Below are 19433 nucleotides of genomic sequence, written 5' to 3'. Positions count from 1 at the left end.
ACAGCTTTCCGAATTAAGTTAAACGCTTTTGCGTTTAACCAAAGAATTTGCTTGGCGACCATAGCGCTTTGGACCCACCTGATTCCATGCCGAACTCAGAAGTGAAACGAAGTAGCGCCGATGGTAGTGTGGGGTTTCCCCATGTGAGAGTAGGACATCGCCAGGCTTTAAATTTAGTTTACTGAATAGACACTGCGGAGTGGTAGTTCAGTTGGTTAGAATACCGGCCTGTCACGCCGGGGGTCGCGGGTTCGAGTCCCGTCCACTCCGCCACTTATTTTTAGATGAAAGCCTGATTCGAAAGAGTCAGGCTTTTTTGTTTGTTAAATCTAGTAAATATAATGGTATGCTTTTAGCACATACTGACTTTGCACTATATCAACTGAGTTAAATAAAATTATTGTGGTGGAGTTTCATTAATATCAAGCTGGAGAAACTTATACTTATGAACCCTGTTATTAATACGATGCTTAATCATCGTTCTATTAGGAAATTTACCGATAAAGTTATCACTGAGGAAGAATTGGATATGATTCTATCGTCTGGGATTTCGGCTTCCTCTTCTAGTTTTTTACAAACTACCTCAATTATTCGTGTTACCGATCCTATTATACGAAAAGCATTAGTCCAATTTTCTGGAGGACAAGCTTATGTGGAAACGGCTGCTGAATTTTTGGTTTTTTGTATCGATTATCAGCGCCATTACCAACTTTCAAGTGAAGTTAAACCAGAGTTTACAGAACTGACTCTTATTGGTGCTATCGATGCTGGAATCATGGCTCAAAACACCTTGTTAGCGGCAGAGTCTCTAGGCTTAGGTGGTGTTTATATTGGTGGGCTTAGAAATAGTCCAAAAGACGTGGATGAATTACTCGGTTTACCACAATATTGTGCGGTCATGTTTGGCATGTGCCTAGGACACCCCGATCAATCACCACAAATAAAACCTCGATTACCTCAGAAAGTCATTGTTCATCAAAATACTTATCAACCATTATCCGCTCAAGCCGTTATGGAATATGATGATAAAACAAATCATTATTACCAAACTCGTGGTAGCAATCAAAAGACCGGGTCTTGGTCTGATCATATCAGTGAACGTTTAAGCAAGGAATCACGCCCGTTTATTCTAAGTTACTTAAACTCAAAAGGCTTGGCGACTAAGTAATTTAATCTTGATACTACATCGCGATCTAAAAAGGGCTTGAAGATTAAATTTTCAGGCCCTTATTTGTCTATGCTTGGCAATTATTAGGCGAGATTTTGAATAACTACAAATTTTTCAAGTAATTGACCTTCGCTCTCAATGTGTTCAGGGTCGACTGTGATGCAATTATTGATAGGGCACACCGATTGGCAAGTTGGCTTGTCGTAGTGCCCTTTACATTCAGTGCATAAATTATGGTCAATTTCATAAATGCTGTCACCCATTGATATGGCACCATTTGGGCATTCTGGGTCACACATATCACAATTTATGCACTTATCTGTAATTAACAAAGCCATTTAATTTGCTTCTACAGCGGCAGTAGATGTATTGGGATTACGTGTATCTTGTCCCGTGGACAGATTACGCATTAACAAGCCAAAGCTGAGATCCAAATCTTCAGGTACAGGAATGAAGACAAAGTGACCATTGCCTTTTGCATCGTCGACCTCTTGAAACTTGCGGTTTTCCATCGCTTCGAGAGTAAAGATGATATTGCCTCGAGGGGTCATCATCTCAATACTATCGCCAACCATAAATTTATTTTTCACTTCGACTTCAGCAAGGTGACCATGTTTTTCTGATAGACGTGTTTTCCCTGTAAACTCGCCAACAAATTGCTGTGAATCAGAAACTGAATAACCATAATCGTAGTTTTGGTATGAATCATGAGTATGACGGCGTAAGAAGCCTTCTGTGTAACCGCGGTGCGCAAGACTTTCGAGTGTTCCCATTAAGCTATCATCAAAAGGACGACCAGCTACGGCGTCATCAATGGCCTTACGATAAACTTGAGCGGTACGGGCGCAGTAGTAGAAAGACTTAGTACGACCTTCAATCTTTAGTGAATGAACACCCATCTTCGTCAAACGTTCAACGTGCTGTACAGCGCGAAGATCTTTCGAATTCATAATATAGGTACCATGTTCATCTTCAAAGGCAGCCATCTTTTCTTCAGGGCGATGTGACTCAGAAAGCAGTACGACTTCATCGGTAGGTTTACCAAGACCTAGCGTATTGTCAGGACGTTCTTCTTGCACTTCAATGGTTGTTGCTGCATTTGGGTCAAACTGTTCTACACTGCTTGTTGGATTGGCGGAAATAATCTGCCCAGTTTCGTCTTCTTTACCTTTTTCAACGTTGTATTCCCAACGACAAGCATTGGTGCATGTACCCTGGTTTGGATCGCGCTTATTCATGTAGCCAGATAATAAACAACGGCCAGAATAAGCCATACATAATGCACCATGAACAAAGATTTCCAATTCGGTTTCTGGGCAATGTTCTCGGATCTCTTCCACTTCTTCTAATGATAATTCACGAGATAAAATCACACGTTCAATACCTTGAGTCGACCAAAACTTTACGGTCGCCCAGTTAACAGCGTTAGCTTGTACAGATAAGTGAATAGCCATATCAGGGAAGGCTTCACGAACCATCATGATTAAACCTGGATCTGACATGATCAAAGCATCTGGCTTCATTTCTACTACAGGTTTCAAGTCACGAATGAAAGTTTTTAGTTTGGAGTTATGTGGTTGAATATTACAAACCACATACAATTTTTTACCGAGTGCATGAGCTTCATTGATGCCGATTTGAAGGTTCTCATGATTGAATTCATTATTACGAACACGAAGGCTATAGCGGGGTTGTCCGGCATAAACAGCATCGGCACCATAAGCAAAGGCATAGCGCATATTTTTTAAGCTGCCAGCAGGAGACAATAATTCTGGTACAAAGTTAGATTCAGGTTTTAGCATGGTTTTATTCTCAAGGTCTGATTTCAGGTCAGATTTATACCACCAAGCGGTATAAATTTAGGGAGCGAATTTTACGCTATGTTTGCTATAAAAGCGAGAAAAGCACAGAAACTGTAGGGAAATAAGATAGGGAAGGAGCGAGAGCTTATAGTATCTCTCGCTCAATGATTCTGTTTGATTAATCTTGTTTAGGTAATCCACCTAAAGCGTCAAATAATTGTGGGAAGAAATTCTCAAATTCACCACACATTAAAACAAAGTCTGCATCAAAACGTTGAGCAGCATCTTCACGAGGAATATCTTCATTGGTATCTCTTAATTCATCACTAAACTTCAAGCGTTTAATGCTGACATCGGCCGATAATACAAACTCAATGTGTTCTTGCCAATCTAAAGCCAGCTTTGTTACCACTTTATCGGCGGCAATATGATTTTGAATTTCTTCAGCACTGAGTTCTTGCTTTTTACAACGAATGATCCCGCCATCTTCTTGAAGAGAGTGAAGTTCAGCTTCGTCTAACAATTGAAAACCCTGTGGTAAGTCACCCGTTTTTACCCATTCAGTTAAACTTGTTTCAATCGCAACTTCAGGTATGGCTGGGACAACTGGTAAGCTTCCCATGGTTTTACGCAATAAGGCCAAGGCATCTTCCGCTTTTTTAGAGCTGCTTGAGTCGACCAAGATTAAACCCAATTTAGGCATCACTAAAATAGGTGTAAAATGATGCCGACTGAACGCTCTCGGAAGTAAATCAATCAAGATTTCATCCTTTAAATCATCTTTTTCTTTTTTCTTTAAAGGGCGGCCTTCTTGTTGCTCGAGTGAGTCAATTTTATCTTGTAGAGAGTCCTTAATCACTGAAGCCGGTAATAACTTTTCTTCTTTTTTTGCTTTAATGAGAATGTTGTCGCCAGCGATATGAGTTAATACTTCTGAATGCTTATTGATAACACTGGTCCAGCCAAATTTTTGTTTATCTTGGCTGCCACATGGAGAAAAAGTGAATTCAGCGAGTTGAGACTCTAATTTATCGACATCAAAGTTAATTTCACGGTTGAAACGGTACACTAAACAATTTTTAAACCACATAATTCTCATACTCGGGGCTGGAAAGTTGAGCCACATAATAGAATATTTGTATCTTTAGTCAAAGAGTGGCTGGTTGTGAGGTGATGAATTCACCAACTTATTACTTAAGGCCGCACTCAGTTATGACAAATTGTCATGTGTTTGTTGACACTTACATGAAATTTAGTTTGCGTTAGTCACAAAAGTGTCATACTTAAAACACATAATATGCATTAAATCATCATTAAAACGTTAGGTGCGAAAGGTATTTCGAATATGTCGAGAAGAATTTTGGTTGTTGAAGATGAGGCTCCAATCCGGGAGATGCTTTGTTTTGTATTAGAGCAAAAAAGTTATCAAACGGTTGAAGCGGAAGATTACGATACTGCAATTAGTAAACTGTGCGAACCTTATCCTGATCTGATTTTACTCGATTGGATGCTTCCTGGCGGCTCTGGTATCAATTTTATTAAGCACCTTAAACGTGAAGAGCTGACTCGAAATATTCCAGTTGTTATGTTAACGGCTCGTGGTGAAGAAGAAGATAAAGTCAGAGGCTTGGAAGTCGGCGCTGACGATTACATTACTAAACCATTTTCACCAAAAGAATTGGTAGCACGTTTAAAAGCGGTGATTCGAAGAGTTACTCCTACAGCTTTAGAGGATGTGATAGATGTACAGGGGTTGAAGTTAGATCCTGTTTCTCACCGAGTGACGGCAAATGAAGAAGCGGTTGACATGGGGCCGACTGAATTCAAAATGCTACACTTTTTCATGACACATCAAGAACGTGTCTATAGCCGTGAGCAACTTCTTAATAATGTATGGGGAACCAACGTTTATGTAGAAGATAGAACGGTTGATGTTCACATTCGTCGCTTAAGAAAAGCGTTAGAGCTTGCGGGGCATGATAAATTAGTTCAAACCGTTCGTGGGGCTGGCTATCGTTTCTCTACACGAGCATAAGAGCAATTTATACCTGATAAGTGGAGTATCTTACTGAATGGTTGAAAGGTTAACCTCGAAAAAGCTAGCTTGGTCGCTGGCTTTTTTTTACCTCCCTTGGATTTTAATCGGGTGGTTCTTTGGCTCGATGAGTTGGTTGCTGTTAGCCGCGACAGTCTTACAATTGTTGTGGCAATTACATAATCAAGTCCGTTTATCGGAATGGTTATGGGATGAAAAACGCTTAAGCCCGCCTTCTGGTAATGGGAGTTGGGAGCCTTTATTTAATGGCATTTATCGTTTACAACAAAAGCAGCGTCGTCGCCGTAAAGAATTAGGTAACATTATTCGTCGCTTCCGTAATGGTGCCGAGTCTTTACCTGATGCCGTGGTGGTTTTTCGCAGCGAAGGCAACATTGTTTGGTGTAATAAACTTGCACAATCATTACTTGGTTTTCGTTGGCCAGATGACACCGGACAGCCTATAGCTAACTTGATTCGGACGCCCGATTTTATTAAATATCTTTCGAAAAAAGATTTTTCAGAACCTCTAGAGATGTTATCGCCATTAACACCGGACCGTGTTCTTGAACTACGTATAGTCCCGTACACCGATGGTGAGCATCTTATGGTCGTGCGTGATATCACACAACTTAAGCAGCTTGAAGGTATGCGTCGTAACTTTTTTGCTAATGTTTCTCATGAGTTACGAACGCCAATGACGGTGTTACAAGGTTATTTAGAAATGACGGAAGATCCGGAAGTTCTTGCTGGGCCAATGTGGTCGAAAGCCCATGGTGTAATGACGGAACAATTATCGCGGATGAATTCATTAGTTGAACAATTACTGACCTTATCCAAAATAGAGGCCGCACCAATTCATGATCTTGATGAGATCGTCAACATACCCTCAATGCTTGATATTTTAGAGAAAGAAGCGGTGGCGTTAAGTGGGCCTCATCAACACAATATTGTTTTCGATATTGATAAGAAGCTAAATGTATATGGAGATGAAGATCAATTGCGCAGTGCTATTTCTAACTTAGTGTATAACGCCGTTAAATATACGCCACCTGGAGCTGATGTTTGTGTTAAGTGGCATGAAACCCCTAAAGGGGCATGTTTATCTGTAAAAGACAGTGGAGATGGCATTGAGCCTCAGCATATTCATCGTCTTACTGAGCGTTTTTATCGAGTAGATAAAGCTCGTTCAAGAGAAACGGGCGGTAGTGGGCTAGGGTTGGCGATAGCTAAGCATGCTTTAAGTCATCATGAGTCCTATTTAGACATTCAAAGCCAAGTAGGAGAAGGCAGCTGTTTTTCATTTGTGTTACCTAAAAAGTTGGTTGCACGTAACATAATAGAAAGGGGAGACAATGTGTAAGATTAGCGCCGTCGTATTGCTCATCATGTTTTCTTTTTCTAGTTATGCCAATAAAATGGAAGTTGATGAGCTTCCTGATTATCAAAAAAGATCAGGTATCTCCGATACGATATCGTCGGTTGGTTCTGATACTTTAGCCAGTTTGATCACTTTGTGGGCGCAAGAATTTCACAATATTTACCCGAATATTAATATGCAAATACAGGCATCGGGTTCGTCAACCGCTCCAACCGCATTGACTGAGGGGACATCACAATTTGGCCCAATGAGCCGCCCGATGAAAGCAAAAGAAATTGAGGCTTTTGAGCGTCAATATGGCTACCCCCCTGTGTCATTAAAAGTGGCTATTGATGCCATTGGTATTTTTGTTCATAAAGACAACCCCATTAAGGGACTGAACTTTGAACAATTAGATGCGATTTTTTCATCAACGATGCAATGTGGCGGTACGAAACCATTAGATCGTTGGCAGCAGTTAGGGATTCAGTCCGATTGGGCTCGATTAGGCTTTCAATTATTTGGTCGTAATTCGGTGTCAGGTACTTATGGCTATTTTAAGCAACACGCTTTGTGTGGCGGTGATTTTAAGCGTGGAGTGAATGAGCAACCAGGATCGGCTTCTGTCGTTCAATCGGTGGCCTCATCGATTAACAGTATTGGTTATTCTGGTATTGGTTATCAAGTGTCAAAAGCCAGGCTTCTTCCTCTTGCAAGAAAGGGAAGTGATTATGTTGAACCAACAAGAGAAAATATTTTAACCGGGCGTTATCCATTAGCTCGTTATTTATACTTGTATGTGAATAAAGACCCACTGAAGCCTCTACCCGTAAGTGAAGCTGAATTTTTGAAGTTTATTTTTTCAAAGCAAGGCCAACTTGGTGTGGAAAAAGATGGTTATGTTCCGCTTTCTTCTGAGCTAGCGAAATCTGAATTGAATAAGGTTGGTTTGGAACTTTAGGAGGAGCGGCTTTGAGGCGTATTTGGAATATAAGTGTTCAATATAAAATAGCCGCATACTGAAGAATACTCTTATTACTGAGCTTTGATTATGCGGCTATTTTTTATGAAAATTAAAACATTAAGTGCCATCCAGCACTTTTCCAATACGCTTTTTCTGTGACAAGATCTGCATGCAGTAAGCGATTTTCACTTAGCCAATCTGGATTCGAGCACGTTATTTTCCATTTTTGTTGAATGCCATCCTCCCCATCAACCTCATCATTAATATCAAGAATAGAGAGAGTTAAAGAGGGTAGGTCTGCAACTCCCTGTCGCTGTCCATTAAGCACAATTGCGAGACGTAAAATTGCAATTAAAGGTAGGATTTGTTTTGCCTTATAAATGGAAAGAGCTGGCATTTCTTGAAGTTTTAATGCTTTACGTTGAAAGCGAACCAAAGCGGCTAAAACTTGCTGCTGTTCTTGATTGAATCCTGGCATATTGGTGTGCTGTAGAATATAAGCGGAGTGACGATGAAAGCCTTTATAGCCAATGCTTAAACCAACTTCATGTAATAAAGCTCCCCAACTGAGTAAGCTGCAAAGTTCGCTTTCAGGTTCGATAGATAAGCTAGAGCCAACTTGATTTAAAAATAATTCAGCCTGATCTCGAACATGGCTAGCATGTGTTAAATCAACTTGATGTTTCTCGGCAAGGTTCTCCGCTGTCCTCATTCGAATATCAGAGCGCTGGAATCTATCTTCCATTTCATACATTAATCCTTCGCGTAATGCCCCATCAGAAAAATGCATGTGGTCGATCGAAAAAGAATTAAAAACCGCATATAAAATAGCCACACCTGCAGCAAAGACGGGCTTTCTATCGTCCGTGAGGCCTTCTAATTTTATGTCGTCAATTTGATCCAGTTCACACAGCTCATCAATCAGGTGTTTGAGCCTTTCAATCGTAATTAACCCATCTTCATGGCCAAGACCCATAAGGACTTCACGGATGGCTTTGATAGTGCCAGATGAGCCAAGAGCCGCATCCCATCCTAGTTTTTTATAAGATTGGCTTAATGACTCGAGTTTTTGTTCGGCCGCTAAAATAGCCTTCGAAAAGTTTTTCTTAGAGAGCTTTCCATTATGGAAGAATTTATTGGTATAACTGACACAGCCAAGTTGTTTACTGTTAAGTAGGTGGGGTTCAAAAGCTTCACCAATGATCATTTCAGTACTGCCGCCACCAATGTCGACGACTAATTTTTTTTCCCATTCTGGTTGAGTATGTGCAACGCCTAAATAGATCAAACGAGCTTCTTCTACTCCTGGAATTACTTCAATTGGAAACGGTAAAACATGCTTAGCTCTAGATAAAAAAATATGTGTATTATTAGCTTGACGTAAAGTATGAGTGGCCGCAATTCGGACATTCTGTGGGGCAAAATCGACAAGCCTTTCTGCAAACATGGCAAGGCAGTCTAAGCCTCTTTGTATGGCGGCATTATCTAGATTCATATAGCTATCTAGGCCATCAGCTAAACGCACTCTTTGTTTATGACGGCTGACAATTTGTAAGTCGCTACCAATCACTTTAGCGACGACCATATGAAAACTATTTGAGCCAAGATCAATCGCCGCAATTTGTCTATCGCTAGGTGCGTTCTCACTTGATCCCGATGCTTTAGGTGCAATGTTAGGTTCGTTGGTTGAATTCATATTATTCTGTTGGCTCTATTTTTTGACGTGCTTTCTTTTCAATTTGCTTTAAATAATCATAAATAGCAATTTGTGAGCGAACTTTTTTCCGGTTACCGCGTGGCACATAAGTGTTACTCATTTCTTTATCGATGACTCGAGCTTTGACCGTATCAATGAAGTGTATGTTTAAAATATCAATAATACGTTGTTTTAAACGTGGGGAATGAACGGGAGTTGCCACTTCAATTCGATAATCGATATTTCGTGTCATCCAGTCGGCAGAAGAGATATAGACTTTAGGATCACCGTCATTTTCAGTCACCATCACGCGAGGATGCTCAAGAAAACGATCGATGACACTAATGATGGTGATGTTTTCACTCACGCCTTGAATTCCCGGAACCAATGAACACATACCGCGAATGATCATTTTTATCTTCACGCCCGCATTACTTGCCCCATATAATTTACTGACTAAGCCCTTATCAACTAGGTTATTTACTTTTAATATGATGCTTGCTTTCCTGCCTTCTTTTGCTATGGCTATTTCACTATCAATGATCTTATATATTTGTTGACGAGAATTACGAGGTGAAACCATTAATTGATTGAATCTTACTGGCCGGTAAGGGTTCTCTATATAACCAAATACATTGCGCACTTCGCTAGTGATCAAAGGATCGGCCGTCAGTAAGGCAAAATCGGTATAAATTCGAGCGGTTTTTTCATGGAAGTTACCTGTTCCAACATGTGCGTAGCGTTTTAATTCTTCCTGTTCACGTCTAGTAATTAAGAGTAATTTCGAGTGGATTTTAAGGCCGGGTGCACCAAAAATAACGTGAACGCCAGCATCGGTTAATAATTTTGCCCATTCAATGTTGGCTTCCTCATCAAAGCGGGCTTGAAGCTCCACCACTACAGTGACTTTCTTTTTATTGTGAACCGCATCCATTAACGAATTCATTAATTTGGAGTTCTTAGCCACGCGGTAAATGTTGATTTTTATGCTAATCACTTTGGGATCGAATGAGGCTTGGCGAACCAATTCAGTGATATGATCGAATGAGTGGTAGGGATAATATAATAAAATATCTTGCGCGCTAATCGCTTCAAAGCTGTTAGGGTAACCGTCAAAATCAGCGCACTTTAAAGGTGGAAGAGGTTTATTTTCTAAATAGTCTCGCCCAACGTTAGGGAAGCTCGTGAAATCTTTAAAGTTATGATAGCGCCCCCCTGGGATCAAGCTGTCGTAACTGCTCATATTGAGTTTTTCACATAAAAACTTCAATAGATGTTCTGGCATATCACGCTGATATACTAAACGTACTGGCATAGCCGTTAAGCGTTGATTCACGCCATCAGACATTTGTTCAAGTAAACTGTGTTCTACTTCATGACGTAAATCATATTCTGCATCGCGTGTCATCGTCATGGTATAGCACTTAAGTTCTTCGTACTCAAAGAAACCTTTAAAAATATCATCTAAACAAAAACGGATAATATTATCTAATAATATGATGGTTTTACGGCTTTTCCCTTTTTGTTCTGGCACCATGATAAATCGCGGAAGGTGATTGGTTGGGATATCAATTAATGCAAAATTACGTTGATCATTATTGGTTATCTCAACGGCAAGATAAGAATGTTCATCTTTTAAGAAGCTGAGGACATCGGTATCGGAACTCATTAAAAAAGGCGTGATATGAGGAAGAACTTCACGTTCGAAATATTTCTTTATCCATTTTTGTTGGTATTCTTGTAGCTGGGATTCATTCACTAAGAAAATTCGACGGCGCGCCATTTCAAGAATCAATTCATTGTAGAGTTCATCGAATCGCTGATTGAGTTTTAGCACCTTAGTTTGCATCTTGGTTAATAAGTGTTTAGGACTGTCGCTGCTTTTGCTCTCTTGGCTTATTAATATACGACGTTTGACATCAGCAAAACGGACTTTGTAGAACTCGTCTAAGTTACTTGAAAAAATGCCTAAAAAGCGAACGCGTTCAATTAGTGGAACGGTTTTGTCTGCGGCCTCTTGCAATACACGTTCGTTGAAAGACAGCCAACTAAGTTCTTTTTCAATGTAAAGTTTTTCTGAGCTCATTTTACCATCCAGCTTGTAAAAATAGAGAAAGGGAAATAATTTCTATCCTAGAGTCCTTGGAATGTAGTGCTAAAATGTGACATTTTTATTTCAAAGGATGAACTTCCTTATCGTAAAGGCAATAAAATCAAGCATGCTGCAAAATGTAGTAATAAAAATGTCATGTATTCGACATATTATGGCATGAATCTAAATAGGTAATGTGAACATGGCTCAAGTTGATACTTTTTTTAAACAACGAGATAAAAGACGCTGGGTGACTGATCGCTTGGCGAGCTCGGTGATTAAACTTGGTGGTATCACTGTTTTGCTTGCTCTTGTGTTACTGATTTTTTATTTGATCATCGTGATCGCTCCTATCTTTTCTGCTGCGAATATTACTCCGCTTAATCATAAAGCTCTGCCGGGGTTGAGTGAGAAAAATACCCCGATTGCGGTAGGGATCGATGACAATGCAAAAACCGCATTTACCTTTACCGAACAAGGACAATTGAGCTTTATTGCGCTAGGTAAGGTGGGAGATAGTCACGACAAGCCTTTGCTTACCATGAACGTAGCAACAGATCCTGTTGCCTTTAGAGCTGCAATGATGAATAGCCGTTGGTATGGGTATGCGAATCATCAAGGTCAGATTATTGCTGTCCATCCTAAGTTTTCGAATGTATTTACTTCTAACGGACGGCATTCTTCACCCAGTGTGAGCGCTTTTGTACATAGCCCAGTTCAATTAGATCCTGCAGGGTTGCCGATCACCTCGTTTGATTTTGCGATTAATGCTAATGACGCTATTTTTATTGGACAGAATAGTGAAAATGATTGGCAAGGTATGGCGTATTCGAAACCCACTCAGTTTAACCAAACGAACGTTGAGCCACTTTGGCAAGAAAGTCGTCTTTATTTTCCAACGTTGAATATTGACGTGAAGGATTATCGTGTTACTCCCGATGGTAAAACCGTATACGTCTTATCTGCTGATTCAATAACGGTACTTAAGCGTCAAGCCAATAAATTTGTATTAAGAGAAGTTGTACCGCTTTCCTCTGCAGGTAAAACGCGAATAGGGAATCACTTAGCATTACTCTCTGGGGCTAACTCGGTTTTAGTTACTGATGAAACAGGACAAGTTTCTCAGTGGTTTGATGTTTTGAAAAATGGTGAGCGTCATTTCACCTATATTCGAGATTTTAAGTTAGCACCTAACGTGAATTTTGTGCTGCCGGATTATTATCGTAAAGGATTTTATAGTTTTCATGATAATGGTGTCATTGAGAACTTTTATACCACATCGAATGACCGAGTTTTTTCGAAACGTGTTACGGATAATATCCCCTTAACGGCTGGAATATCGTCGAGTGAAAACTATTTGATTACCGCAAACCTTGGCGGTTTGAATGTTTACTCTGTAAATAACTCATATCCTGAAATTTCATTTTCCTCGCTGTGGAAAAAGGTATGGTATGAAGGATACCCTGAACCTGAATATGTTTGGCAATCGACCGCTGCCAGTAATGATTTCGAAGCTAAATTTAGTTTGGTTCCCATTGCTTTTGGAACGCTTAAATCGGCTGTTTTTGCGATGATTTTTGCAGTACCGATTGCCATCTGTGGTGCTATCTATACCGCGTACTTTATGACTACCAGAATGCGTCGTTATGTAAAGCCTACGATTGAACTGATGGAAGCTCTGCCAACGGTTATCATTGGTTTTTTAGCCGGGTTATGGCTGGCTCCAATTGTGGAAATGAATTTGTTGAACACAATATTGTTTATGACTTTATTACCGGTCGTCATTTTGGTTTGCGCTTTTATATGGCAGATGATTCGTCAATATTTGGGAGTAGAAGCCTACCAAGGTTGGGTTGCCTTAATCTTGATACCTGTTGTGCTTGGTTTCGCCTTATTGATTATGAATTATGGTCATAACGTGGAGCATTGGTTGTTTGGTGGTGATGTTCGTTTATTTATGGCTGAAATCGGCCTTGATTTTGATCAACGAAATGCATTGATTGTTGGCTTTGCTATGGGATTTGCGGTTATTCCAACCATTTTTACCATCGCAGAAGATGCGATTTTTTCCGTGCCTAAACATTTGTCTGATGGAGCCAGTGCGTTGGGTGCAACGTCATGGCAATGTTTAACGACGGTTGTACTCGTGACCGCATCGCCAGGGATTTTCTCTGCGGTGATGATGGGGTTAGGTCGAGCGGTTGGTGAAACTATGATTGTACTGATGGCAACGGGCAACACACCAGTGATGGACTGGAATATCTTTGAGGGTATGCGAACTTTGTCGGCTAATATCGCGATCGAAATGCCGGAGTCAGAAGTTGGGAGCTCTCATTTTAGGCTGCTCTTTTTATCGGCTTTTCTATTGTTTGTTTTTACTTTTGTGGTGAATTCTATCGCTGAGTTAGTTCGTCAACGTTTAAGAGAAAAATACAGTGCGTTATAGCTTAACAAACCCAGTATCAGGGAAGTATTTATTGTGAAAAATAATGGGTTTGGTTGGATTAAATCAGGCACCCCTTGGATATGGCTAACCGCGGGTTCGGTGAGCATTAGCTTAATTTCTGTTTTAGGGCTTTTACTTTTGATTGGTTGGAAGGGCTTAGTCTATTTTTGGCCTACGCCAGTTTATCAATGGCAAGATAAAGACGGATCGATATTATTAGGGCAAGTTTATCAACGTGACTATGTATCTTTAGATCATCTTTCTGAACAGGGAAGGAAGTGGCCTCAATCAATTATTGATAAAGGTGAGGTTGAAAGACTTTCCATCAAAGTGGCTAACCGAGATCTTTATCCTCAGGATTTTATTTCGGTGTTAGCCATCGATTTATACCATAAAAAAGCCCCTAATAATGTTGCTGTATTTGAAAGAACCCGAAGTGGTGATTTTATCGGTACACCAGTGATGTTCATTGATGGTCAAAAGAAGATAGAGACAAACTTACCTTCCCAGATTAAAAAAGTGATAAGCAATGCTGATGATATTCGACAACAAATTGATGAGATTATACAAGGTGATATTCATCAAGCAGCGCTAGAGCAAAAAGTTGACTTACTTCAAGGTCAGTTACGCCAACAGTTCATTGTAGTTGAAGACATGAGAGGACAACGCGTTTCTCTCCCTATAGAGACTGTTCTAGATGTTTGGTACCCCAATAATATGCGCTTATCAGATAAAGCTCTGCACTGGATTACTCAGGTTAAGAAATTTTTGACCGAGACGCCAAGAGAATCAAACTCTGAAGGTGGGGTGTTTCCTGCTATTTTTGGTACGGTATTATTGGTCATTTTAATGTCGATAATGGTGATGCCATTAGGGGTTATTGCGGCTATTTATTTGCATGAGTACGCTAGAAATACAACCTTAACAAAGCTAATTCGTATCTCTGTTGTGAATCTAGCGGGCGTGCCGTCTATTGTGTATGGTGTGTTTGGCCTTGGTTTTTTTGTCTACACCATAGGTAGCTCTATTGATAAGTTGTTTTATTCTTCGGCTTTACCTACACCGACATTTGGGACGCCCGGATTACTTTGGTCGGCTTTAACGTTGGCTATTTTAACGTTACCTGTTGTGATCGTTGCAACAGAAGAAGGGTTAGCGCGAGTACCAAGTGCGGTTCGTCATGGCTCTTATGCGCTCGGTGCGACTAAGTTTGAAACATTATGGCGGATCATTTTGCCAATGGTGAGTCCGGCAATCATGACAGGTCTCATTTTGGCGGTTGCTCGCGCTGCGGGAGAAGTTGCTCCACTTATGCTGGTGGGGGTCGTGAAACTTGCACCAAGCTTACCGATTGATGGCGCTTTTCCTTATCTACACTTAGAGCGTAAGTTCATGCATTTGGGCTTTCATATTTATGATGTCGGTTTTCAAACACCAAATATTGAAGCTGCGCGTCCTCTTGTCTTTGCCACGTCATTTTTACTGATAAGTGTGGTGGTAGGACTCAATATTACCGCGATTATGATCCGTAATAATTTACGTGAAAAATTCAGAACTTTAGGAAGCGATTAATATGTTTTCGATCCATTCGGCACTTGGTTATGCCGAACCGCTAGATGTTAATCAACTTACTGATAGCCAAACTGCCATTTCAATTGAAGGGCTGAATCTTTACTATCAACAGGCCCAAGCGTTGAAAGATATTACGATGCGAATTCCTAAAGGGCATGTCACGGCTTTTATTGGGCCATCAGGGTGTGGTAAATCCACGTTATTACGCTGTATTAATCGGATGAATGATTTGGTGGAGGGCTGTAGAGTTGAAGGGGCGATCAATTTACATGGTAGTAATATTTATCACCCTAATGTCGATGTGGCGAGTTTGCGTCGTCGGGTAGGTATGGTATTTCAACGTCCTAATCCTTTCCCCAAGTCCATCTATGAAAATGTGGTGTATGGGTTGAGGCTTCAAGGAGTGAAAGATTCTCGAACTCTTGATGACGCGGTAGAGCGTTCGCTTCGAGCCGCAGCATTATGGAAAGAAGTGAAAGATAGGTTACATGAAAATGCGTTTGGGCTTTCAGGTGGTCAGCAGCAACGCTTGGTGATTGCGCGGGCAATTGCGATAGAGCCTGAGGTTTTATTGCTAGATGAACCGACCTCAGCTCTTGATCCTATATCGACTTTAACCATTGAAGAATTGATCTCAGAGCTCAAGACAAAATACACGGTAGTGATTGTCACGCATAATATGCAACAGGCCGCTCGAGTGAGTGACCATACCGCCTTTGTTCATATGGGGCAGTTGGTAGAATATAGCGATACTGATTCTATTTTTACTTCACCTAAAATGAAAAAAACGGAAGACTATATTACAGGGCGCTACGGCTAGGCTAACTAATATAGTATTGTTATTTACTATCACTACCTGATGTTTTTATTTCAATTTTAAAAGGAATTGCATGCAACTTGGTCGTCATATATCTGGGCAGTTTAACGTTGAGCTTGAATCCATTCGTACCCATGTTCTGGCAATGGGTGGCTTGGTTGAAGAGCAAATTTCGTTGGCGTTACATGCATTGTATAAACACGATTCGCAATTGGCGAGTAAGGTGAATCGTAATGATCATAAAGTAAATCAGATGGAGATGGCGATTGATGAAGCATGTACTCGTATCATTGCTAAGCGTCAACCAACAGCAAAAGATCTCCGCTTGATCATGGCAATCATTAAAACCATTACAGATTTAGAGCGTATTGGGGATGTGGCCACTAAGATCGGTTATGTCGCTCAAGAGCAATTTTCACCCAAGCAAGAAAGTATGATTGTGTTGGTTGAATCCTTTGGCCGAATGGCGGTTCATATGTTGCATCAAGTATTAGACGCCTTTGCCCGTATGGATGTGCAAGCGGCGGCTAAAGTTTACCATATGGATGATGAGCTTGATGCTGAGTACAAGAAGGTATTACGTCAAATGATGGACTTTATGATGGAAGAGCCCAGTTCCGTGCCGAAAATTATGCAGATAGTCTCTTGTGCTCAAGCGATTGAGCGGGTAGGTGATCGCTGCCAAAATATTTGTGAGTACATCATTTACTTCGTAAAAGGTAAGGATGTACGTCACGATCCTGAATATCTACAGTCGTTACTGGATGAGTGATTCACTCACGAGTTGTTACAGTATTGAAATAGCTTGCTTAACCGATTGAATCGTCTCAGGGTTCGTCACTGGAATGGCAAAGTCATCCACTGAATCTGCGCCCATTTTCGCTTTATTAGCAAGCACTTGCATGTGGCTTGGGCGAGTGGTTTTACCGGATAGGTGAATTTCACTTACTCCCGTATTTCTGATAATAGTGACTGCATTATGGATATTCACTCCTGCTCCAGCCATGACAGAAAAACGACCTTGGGCACGTTTTACCATGTCTGCAATTACCTCAGTTCCTTGTTCTGCATTGCTTGCCAATCCAGACGTCAAAATACGCTCACATCCCAATTCGGCAATGTCTTCGATGGCTTGTTTATAGTCATTGCATTGATCAATCGCCCTATGGAACGTGACCCCTAAATTGCTAGCGGCTTTCATCAATAGGCGAGCGGATGGCATATCAATATTGCCTTCTGCGCTTAATGTGCCAAATACTACACCTTGTAGACCCGCTTTCTTTGCGATATGAATATCTTCAATCATGGATTCAATATCTTCAGCGCTATAAAGGAAATCACCTTGGCGAGGGCGGATCATAGCGTAAACCGGTATGCTTGAAATCTCTGCAGATTTTTTCATAAAACCATAGCTTGGCGTTAACCCACCAAGGGCAAGTGATGAACACAGTTCAATTCGAGTCGCGCCGCCAGCAATAGCAAGGTGAAGGGATTCTAAATTATCAATGCAGACTTCCAAATTAATACTCATTGTGTTCTCTTGCTATAAAGGGTGAAGGTGTATTGTAGAAGATAATATGGCAAATAAAAATGATGAATATCACTAGGAGTCGGTATTTATATATGATAAAAAAAGTCCGCACTAGGCGGACTTTTTAAAGAGTTTTTAAACTAAATTATTTTTTGCCTAGATCTTCTGAATGCTCAGATAAGTAAGCAGCAACACCAGCAGTAGAACCAGTCATACCAGCTTTACCTTCTTCCCATTGTGCAGGACATACTTCACCATTTTTCTGGTGGAAGTTTAGTGCGTCAACCATACGTAGCATTTCATCAATGTTACGACCTAAAGGAAGATCGTTTACGACTTGGTGGCGTACAACACCATCTTCGTCGATTAAGAAAGAACCACGGAAAGCAACACCGGCTTCAGGGTGCTCAACATCGTAAGCTTTTACGATTTCATGTTTAACGTCAGCAACAAGAGGGTATTTAACTTGACCGATACCGCCATCAGCGATAGCTGTGTTACGCCATGCGTTGTGAGAGAATTGTGAATCGATAGAAACACCGATTACTTCAACGCCTTTTGCTTGGAAGTCTTCAAAACGTTTGTCGAAAGCAATTAGCTCAGATGGGCAAACGAATGTGAAGTCTAGAGGGTAGAAGAAAACAACTGCTTTCTTGCCTTTAGTGAATTCTGTAAAGTTGAATGCATCAACAATTTCACCGTTACCTAAAACTGCTGCAGCTGTGAAATCTGGGGCTTGACGACCTACTAGTACCATTATTTTGCTCCTAAATTGGCTTTGATATAAAACATCGATACTCAAACCACTCTGTTTGAGTATGTTTCATGCGAGACAAACTATAGTACAAGTTGTAGTATGAAAAAAAGCGAATTAAACCGATTAACTTAATCGAAAAAAACGATTATTGTTATTTTGTGATCAGAACGAAATTACGATGGAATATCATAGAAATTTAATATGACTAAATGGCCTAGTTTAAAACAACTTCATTATGCAGTGACGCTGTATGAAACACGACATTTTAGCGAAGCTGCTGAACGTTGCTTTGTGAGTCAATCGACGTTAAGTAAAGGTATTCAAAACCTTGAACAATTGATTGGTTGTCCGTTGTATGAAAAGAAAGATAAGAAAAGTCCTTTAGTATTTACTTTGGCGGGGGAAAAAGTAGTTAAGCAAGGGCGAGAGTTACTCGCAAAAAGTCAAGATTTACTAGAATTGGGATCGTTGTGCCAAGGTGGTAATATGCAAGGTCAGTTAAGGGTGGGGTGTATTCCTACTATTGCTCCTTTTTTACTTGGCGATCTCGTACAAAAAATCAATTTTCAATTCCCCCAGTTGACCTTGTTATTAAGAGAAGACACCACGGGGAATTTATTAAAAGCATTGCGTCATGGTGATCTAGATGTGTTAATCCTCGCCATGCCTGTTGATATTGATGGTATGGAATGCAGAATTGTCGGGCAAGACCCTTTTCGAATGATAATTAGCCGACAACAAGCTAACGACATTAGAATCCCCTTTCGTTATGATGACTTACCCGATGAATCGGTTTTCTTACTGGAGAATGAACACTGCTTAACCGAGCACGCTGTTTCTGCTTGCCGTTTAACGAAAAAGGAAAAAATAAATCCTTTTTCTGCCACCAGTTTACATACACTTGTTCAAATGGTTGCTAATGGATTAGGTACAACGTTCATTCCACAAATGGCGATTGATCATGGGTTACTTGATAACCAGAATTTAGTAGTTATTAAGCCTCCGGGCAAAAATGCCTATCGAGAGATTGGGCTTATTTGGCGGCCCACCTCTAACCGAATTGATACTTTTGAAGCGTTAGCAAAGGTTGTTGAAGGTTTACTTTGATTCAAGACGCTTCAAACTCTATACTACCGCCTGATTTATAGACCGCTAATTTTCAAATTGAATAACTGTTTAGCCTTAAGAAAGTG

Annotated in this window: 16 protein-coding genes, 1 tRNA gene and 1 rRNA gene; 11 read left to right on the top strand and 7 right to left on the bottom strand. The window is 40.5% G+C overall.

All coding sequences use genetic code 11. The annotated features are described in order from the left end of the window. Positions 1 to 50 precede the first annotated feature (50 nt). The 3 genes from rrf to nfsA all read left to right on the top strand — a co-directional run bounded on the left by rrf (position 51) and on the right by nfsA (position 1168). Positions 51 to 166 (top strand): 5S ribosomal RNA (rrf, locus tag VCASEI_RS10255). Between the two features lie 30 nt (positions 167 to 196). Then, positions 197 to 273, top strand: a tRNA-Asp gene (locus VCASEI_RS10250). 172 nt (positions 274 to 445) lie between these two features. Next, positions 446 to 1168 (top strand): oxygen-insensitive NADPH nitroreductase, encoded by a 723-nt coding sequence (gene nfsA, locus VCASEI_RS10245; RefSeq protein ID WP_089111218.1) that lies wholly within the window; start codon positions 446 to 448, stop codon positions 1166 to 1168. 83 nt (positions 1169 to 1251) lie between these two features. On the opposite strand, the gene VCASEI_RS10240 is transcribed toward nfsA, so the two are convergent. The 3 genes from VCASEI_RS10240 to rdgC all read right to left on the bottom strand — a co-directional run bounded on the left by VCASEI_RS10240 (position 1252) and on the right by rdgC (position 4060). Next, a complete protein-coding gene (locus tag VCASEI_RS10240) occupies positions 1252 to 1506 on the bottom strand; it encodes a YfhL family 4Fe-4S dicluster ferredoxin (protein ID WP_089111219.1) in 255 nt (84 codons plus the stop codon). Continuing rightward, positions 1507 to 2970 carry a prephenate-dependent tRNA uridine(34) hydroxylase TrhP gene (trhP, locus tag VCASEI_RS10235; RefSeq protein ID WP_089111220.1) on the bottom strand — a complete coding sequence of 488 codons (1464 nt, stop codon included), beginning with the start codon at positions 2968 to 2970 and terminating at the stop codon, positions 1507 to 1509. A gap of 178 nt (positions 2971 to 3148) precedes the next feature. Continuing rightward, positions 3149 to 4060 (bottom strand): recombination-associated protein RdgC, encoded by a 912-nt coding sequence (rdgC, locus tag VCASEI_RS10230; protein ID WP_089111221.1) that lies wholly within the window; start codon positions 4058 to 4060, stop codon positions 3149 to 3151. Positions 4061 to 4315: 255 nt separating this feature from the next. On the opposite strand from rdgC, the gene phoB reads away from it, so the two are divergent. The 3 genes from phoB to VCASEI_RS10215 are packed head-to-tail and all read left to right on the top strand — an operon-like array spanning position 4316 to position 7326. Further along, a complete protein-coding gene (gene phoB, locus VCASEI_RS10225) occupies positions 4316 to 5005 on the top strand; it encodes a phosphate regulon transcriptional regulator PhoB (protein ID WP_086959387.1) in 690 nt (229 codons plus the stop codon). A gap of 37 nt (positions 5006 to 5042) precedes the next feature. Next, entirely contained in the window at positions 5043 to 6368 is a 1326-nt protein-coding gene (phoR, locus tag VCASEI_RS10220) for a phosphate regulon sensor histidine kinase PhoR (RefSeq protein WP_089111222.1), read from the top strand. Continuing rightward, positions 6361 to 7326 carry a PstS family phosphate ABC transporter substrate-binding protein gene (locus VCASEI_RS10215; RefSeq protein WP_086959389.1) on the top strand — a complete coding sequence of 322 codons (966 nt, stop codon included), beginning with the start codon at positions 6361 to 6363 and terminating at the stop codon, positions 7324 to 7326. Before phoR ends, VCASEI_RS10215 begins: the two co-directional genes overlap by 8 nt. A 112-nt stretch (positions 7327 to 7438) precedes the next feature. Here the strand turns inward: VCASEI_RS10215 and ppx are convergent, their stop codons facing one another. Both ppx and ppk1 read right to left on the bottom strand, forming a co-directional pair. Further along, positions 7439 to 9025, bottom strand: coding sequence for an exopolyphosphatase (gene ppx, locus VCASEI_RS10210; protein ID WP_086959390.1), 1587 nt, complete (start codon positions 9023 to 9025; stop codon positions 7439 to 7441). 1 nt (position 9026) lies between these two features. Continuing rightward, positions 9027 to 11111 (bottom strand): polyphosphate kinase 1, encoded by a 2085-nt coding sequence (ppk1, locus tag VCASEI_RS10205; RefSeq protein WP_086959391.1) that lies wholly within the window; start codon positions 11109 to 11111, stop codon positions 9027 to 9029. Positions 11112 to 11319: 208 nt separating this feature from the next. Between ppk1 and VCASEI_RS10200 the strand changes: the two genes are divergently transcribed. The 4 genes from VCASEI_RS10200 (at position 11320) to phoU (ending at position 16724) form a co-directional block, all read left to right on the top strand. Further along, positions 11320 to 13563, top strand: coding sequence for an ABC transporter permease subunit (locus tag VCASEI_RS10200; protein WP_089111223.1), 2244 nt, complete (start codon positions 11320 to 11322; stop codon positions 13561 to 13563). A gap of 33 nt (positions 13564 to 13596) precedes the next feature. Then, positions 13597 to 15135 (top strand): phosphate ABC transporter permease PstA, encoded by a 1539-nt coding sequence (gene pstA, locus VCASEI_RS10195; RefSeq protein WP_086959394.1) that lies wholly within the window; start codon positions 13597 to 13599, stop codon positions 15133 to 15135. 1 nt (position 15136) lies between these two features. Continuing rightward, on the top strand, positions 15137 to 15955 hold the full coding sequence (pstB, locus tag VCASEI_RS10190) for a phosphate ABC transporter ATP-binding protein PstB (protein ID WP_086959396.1): 819 nt from the start codon (positions 15137 to 15139) through the stop codon (positions 15953 to 15955). Positions 15956 to 16025: 70 nt separating this feature from the next. Further along, positions 16026 to 16724: a phosphate signaling complex protein PhoU gene (phoU, locus tag VCASEI_RS10185; RefSeq protein ID WP_086959398.1), complete on the top strand. Its 699-nt coding sequence runs from the start codon at positions 16026 to 16028 to the stop codon at positions 16722 to 16724. A gap of 15 nt (positions 16725 to 16739) precedes the next feature. On the opposite strand, the gene VCASEI_RS10180 is transcribed toward phoU, so the two are convergent. After that, entirely contained in the window at positions 16740 to 17483 is a 744-nt protein-coding gene (locus tag VCASEI_RS10180; protein ID WP_086959400.1) for a copper homeostasis protein CutC, read from the bottom strand. Positions 17484 to 17628: 145 nt separating this feature from the next. Further along, entirely contained in the window at positions 17629 to 18240 is a 612-nt protein-coding gene (locus VCASEI_RS10175; protein ID WP_086959401.1) for a peroxiredoxin C, read from the bottom strand. A 201-nt stretch (positions 18241 to 18441) separates the two neighbouring features. On the opposite strand from VCASEI_RS10175, the gene VCASEI_RS10170 reads away from it, so the two are divergent. After that, positions 18442 to 19347 (top strand): hydrogen peroxide-inducible genes activator, encoded by a 906-nt coding sequence (locus VCASEI_RS10170; RefSeq protein WP_086959403.1) that lies wholly within the window; start codon positions 18442 to 18444, stop codon positions 19345 to 19347. Positions 19348 to 19433: the final 86 nt, after the last annotated feature.

The sequence above is a fragment of the Vibrio casei genome (genome assembly GCF_002218025.2).
Classification (GTDB): domain Bacteria; phylum Pseudomonadota; class Gammaproteobacteria; order Enterobacterales; family Vibrionaceae; genus Vibrio; species Vibrio casei.
The sequence above is the reverse complement of the archived record's forward strand: the minus strand, read 5'-3'. Positions and strand labels throughout refer to the sequence as shown.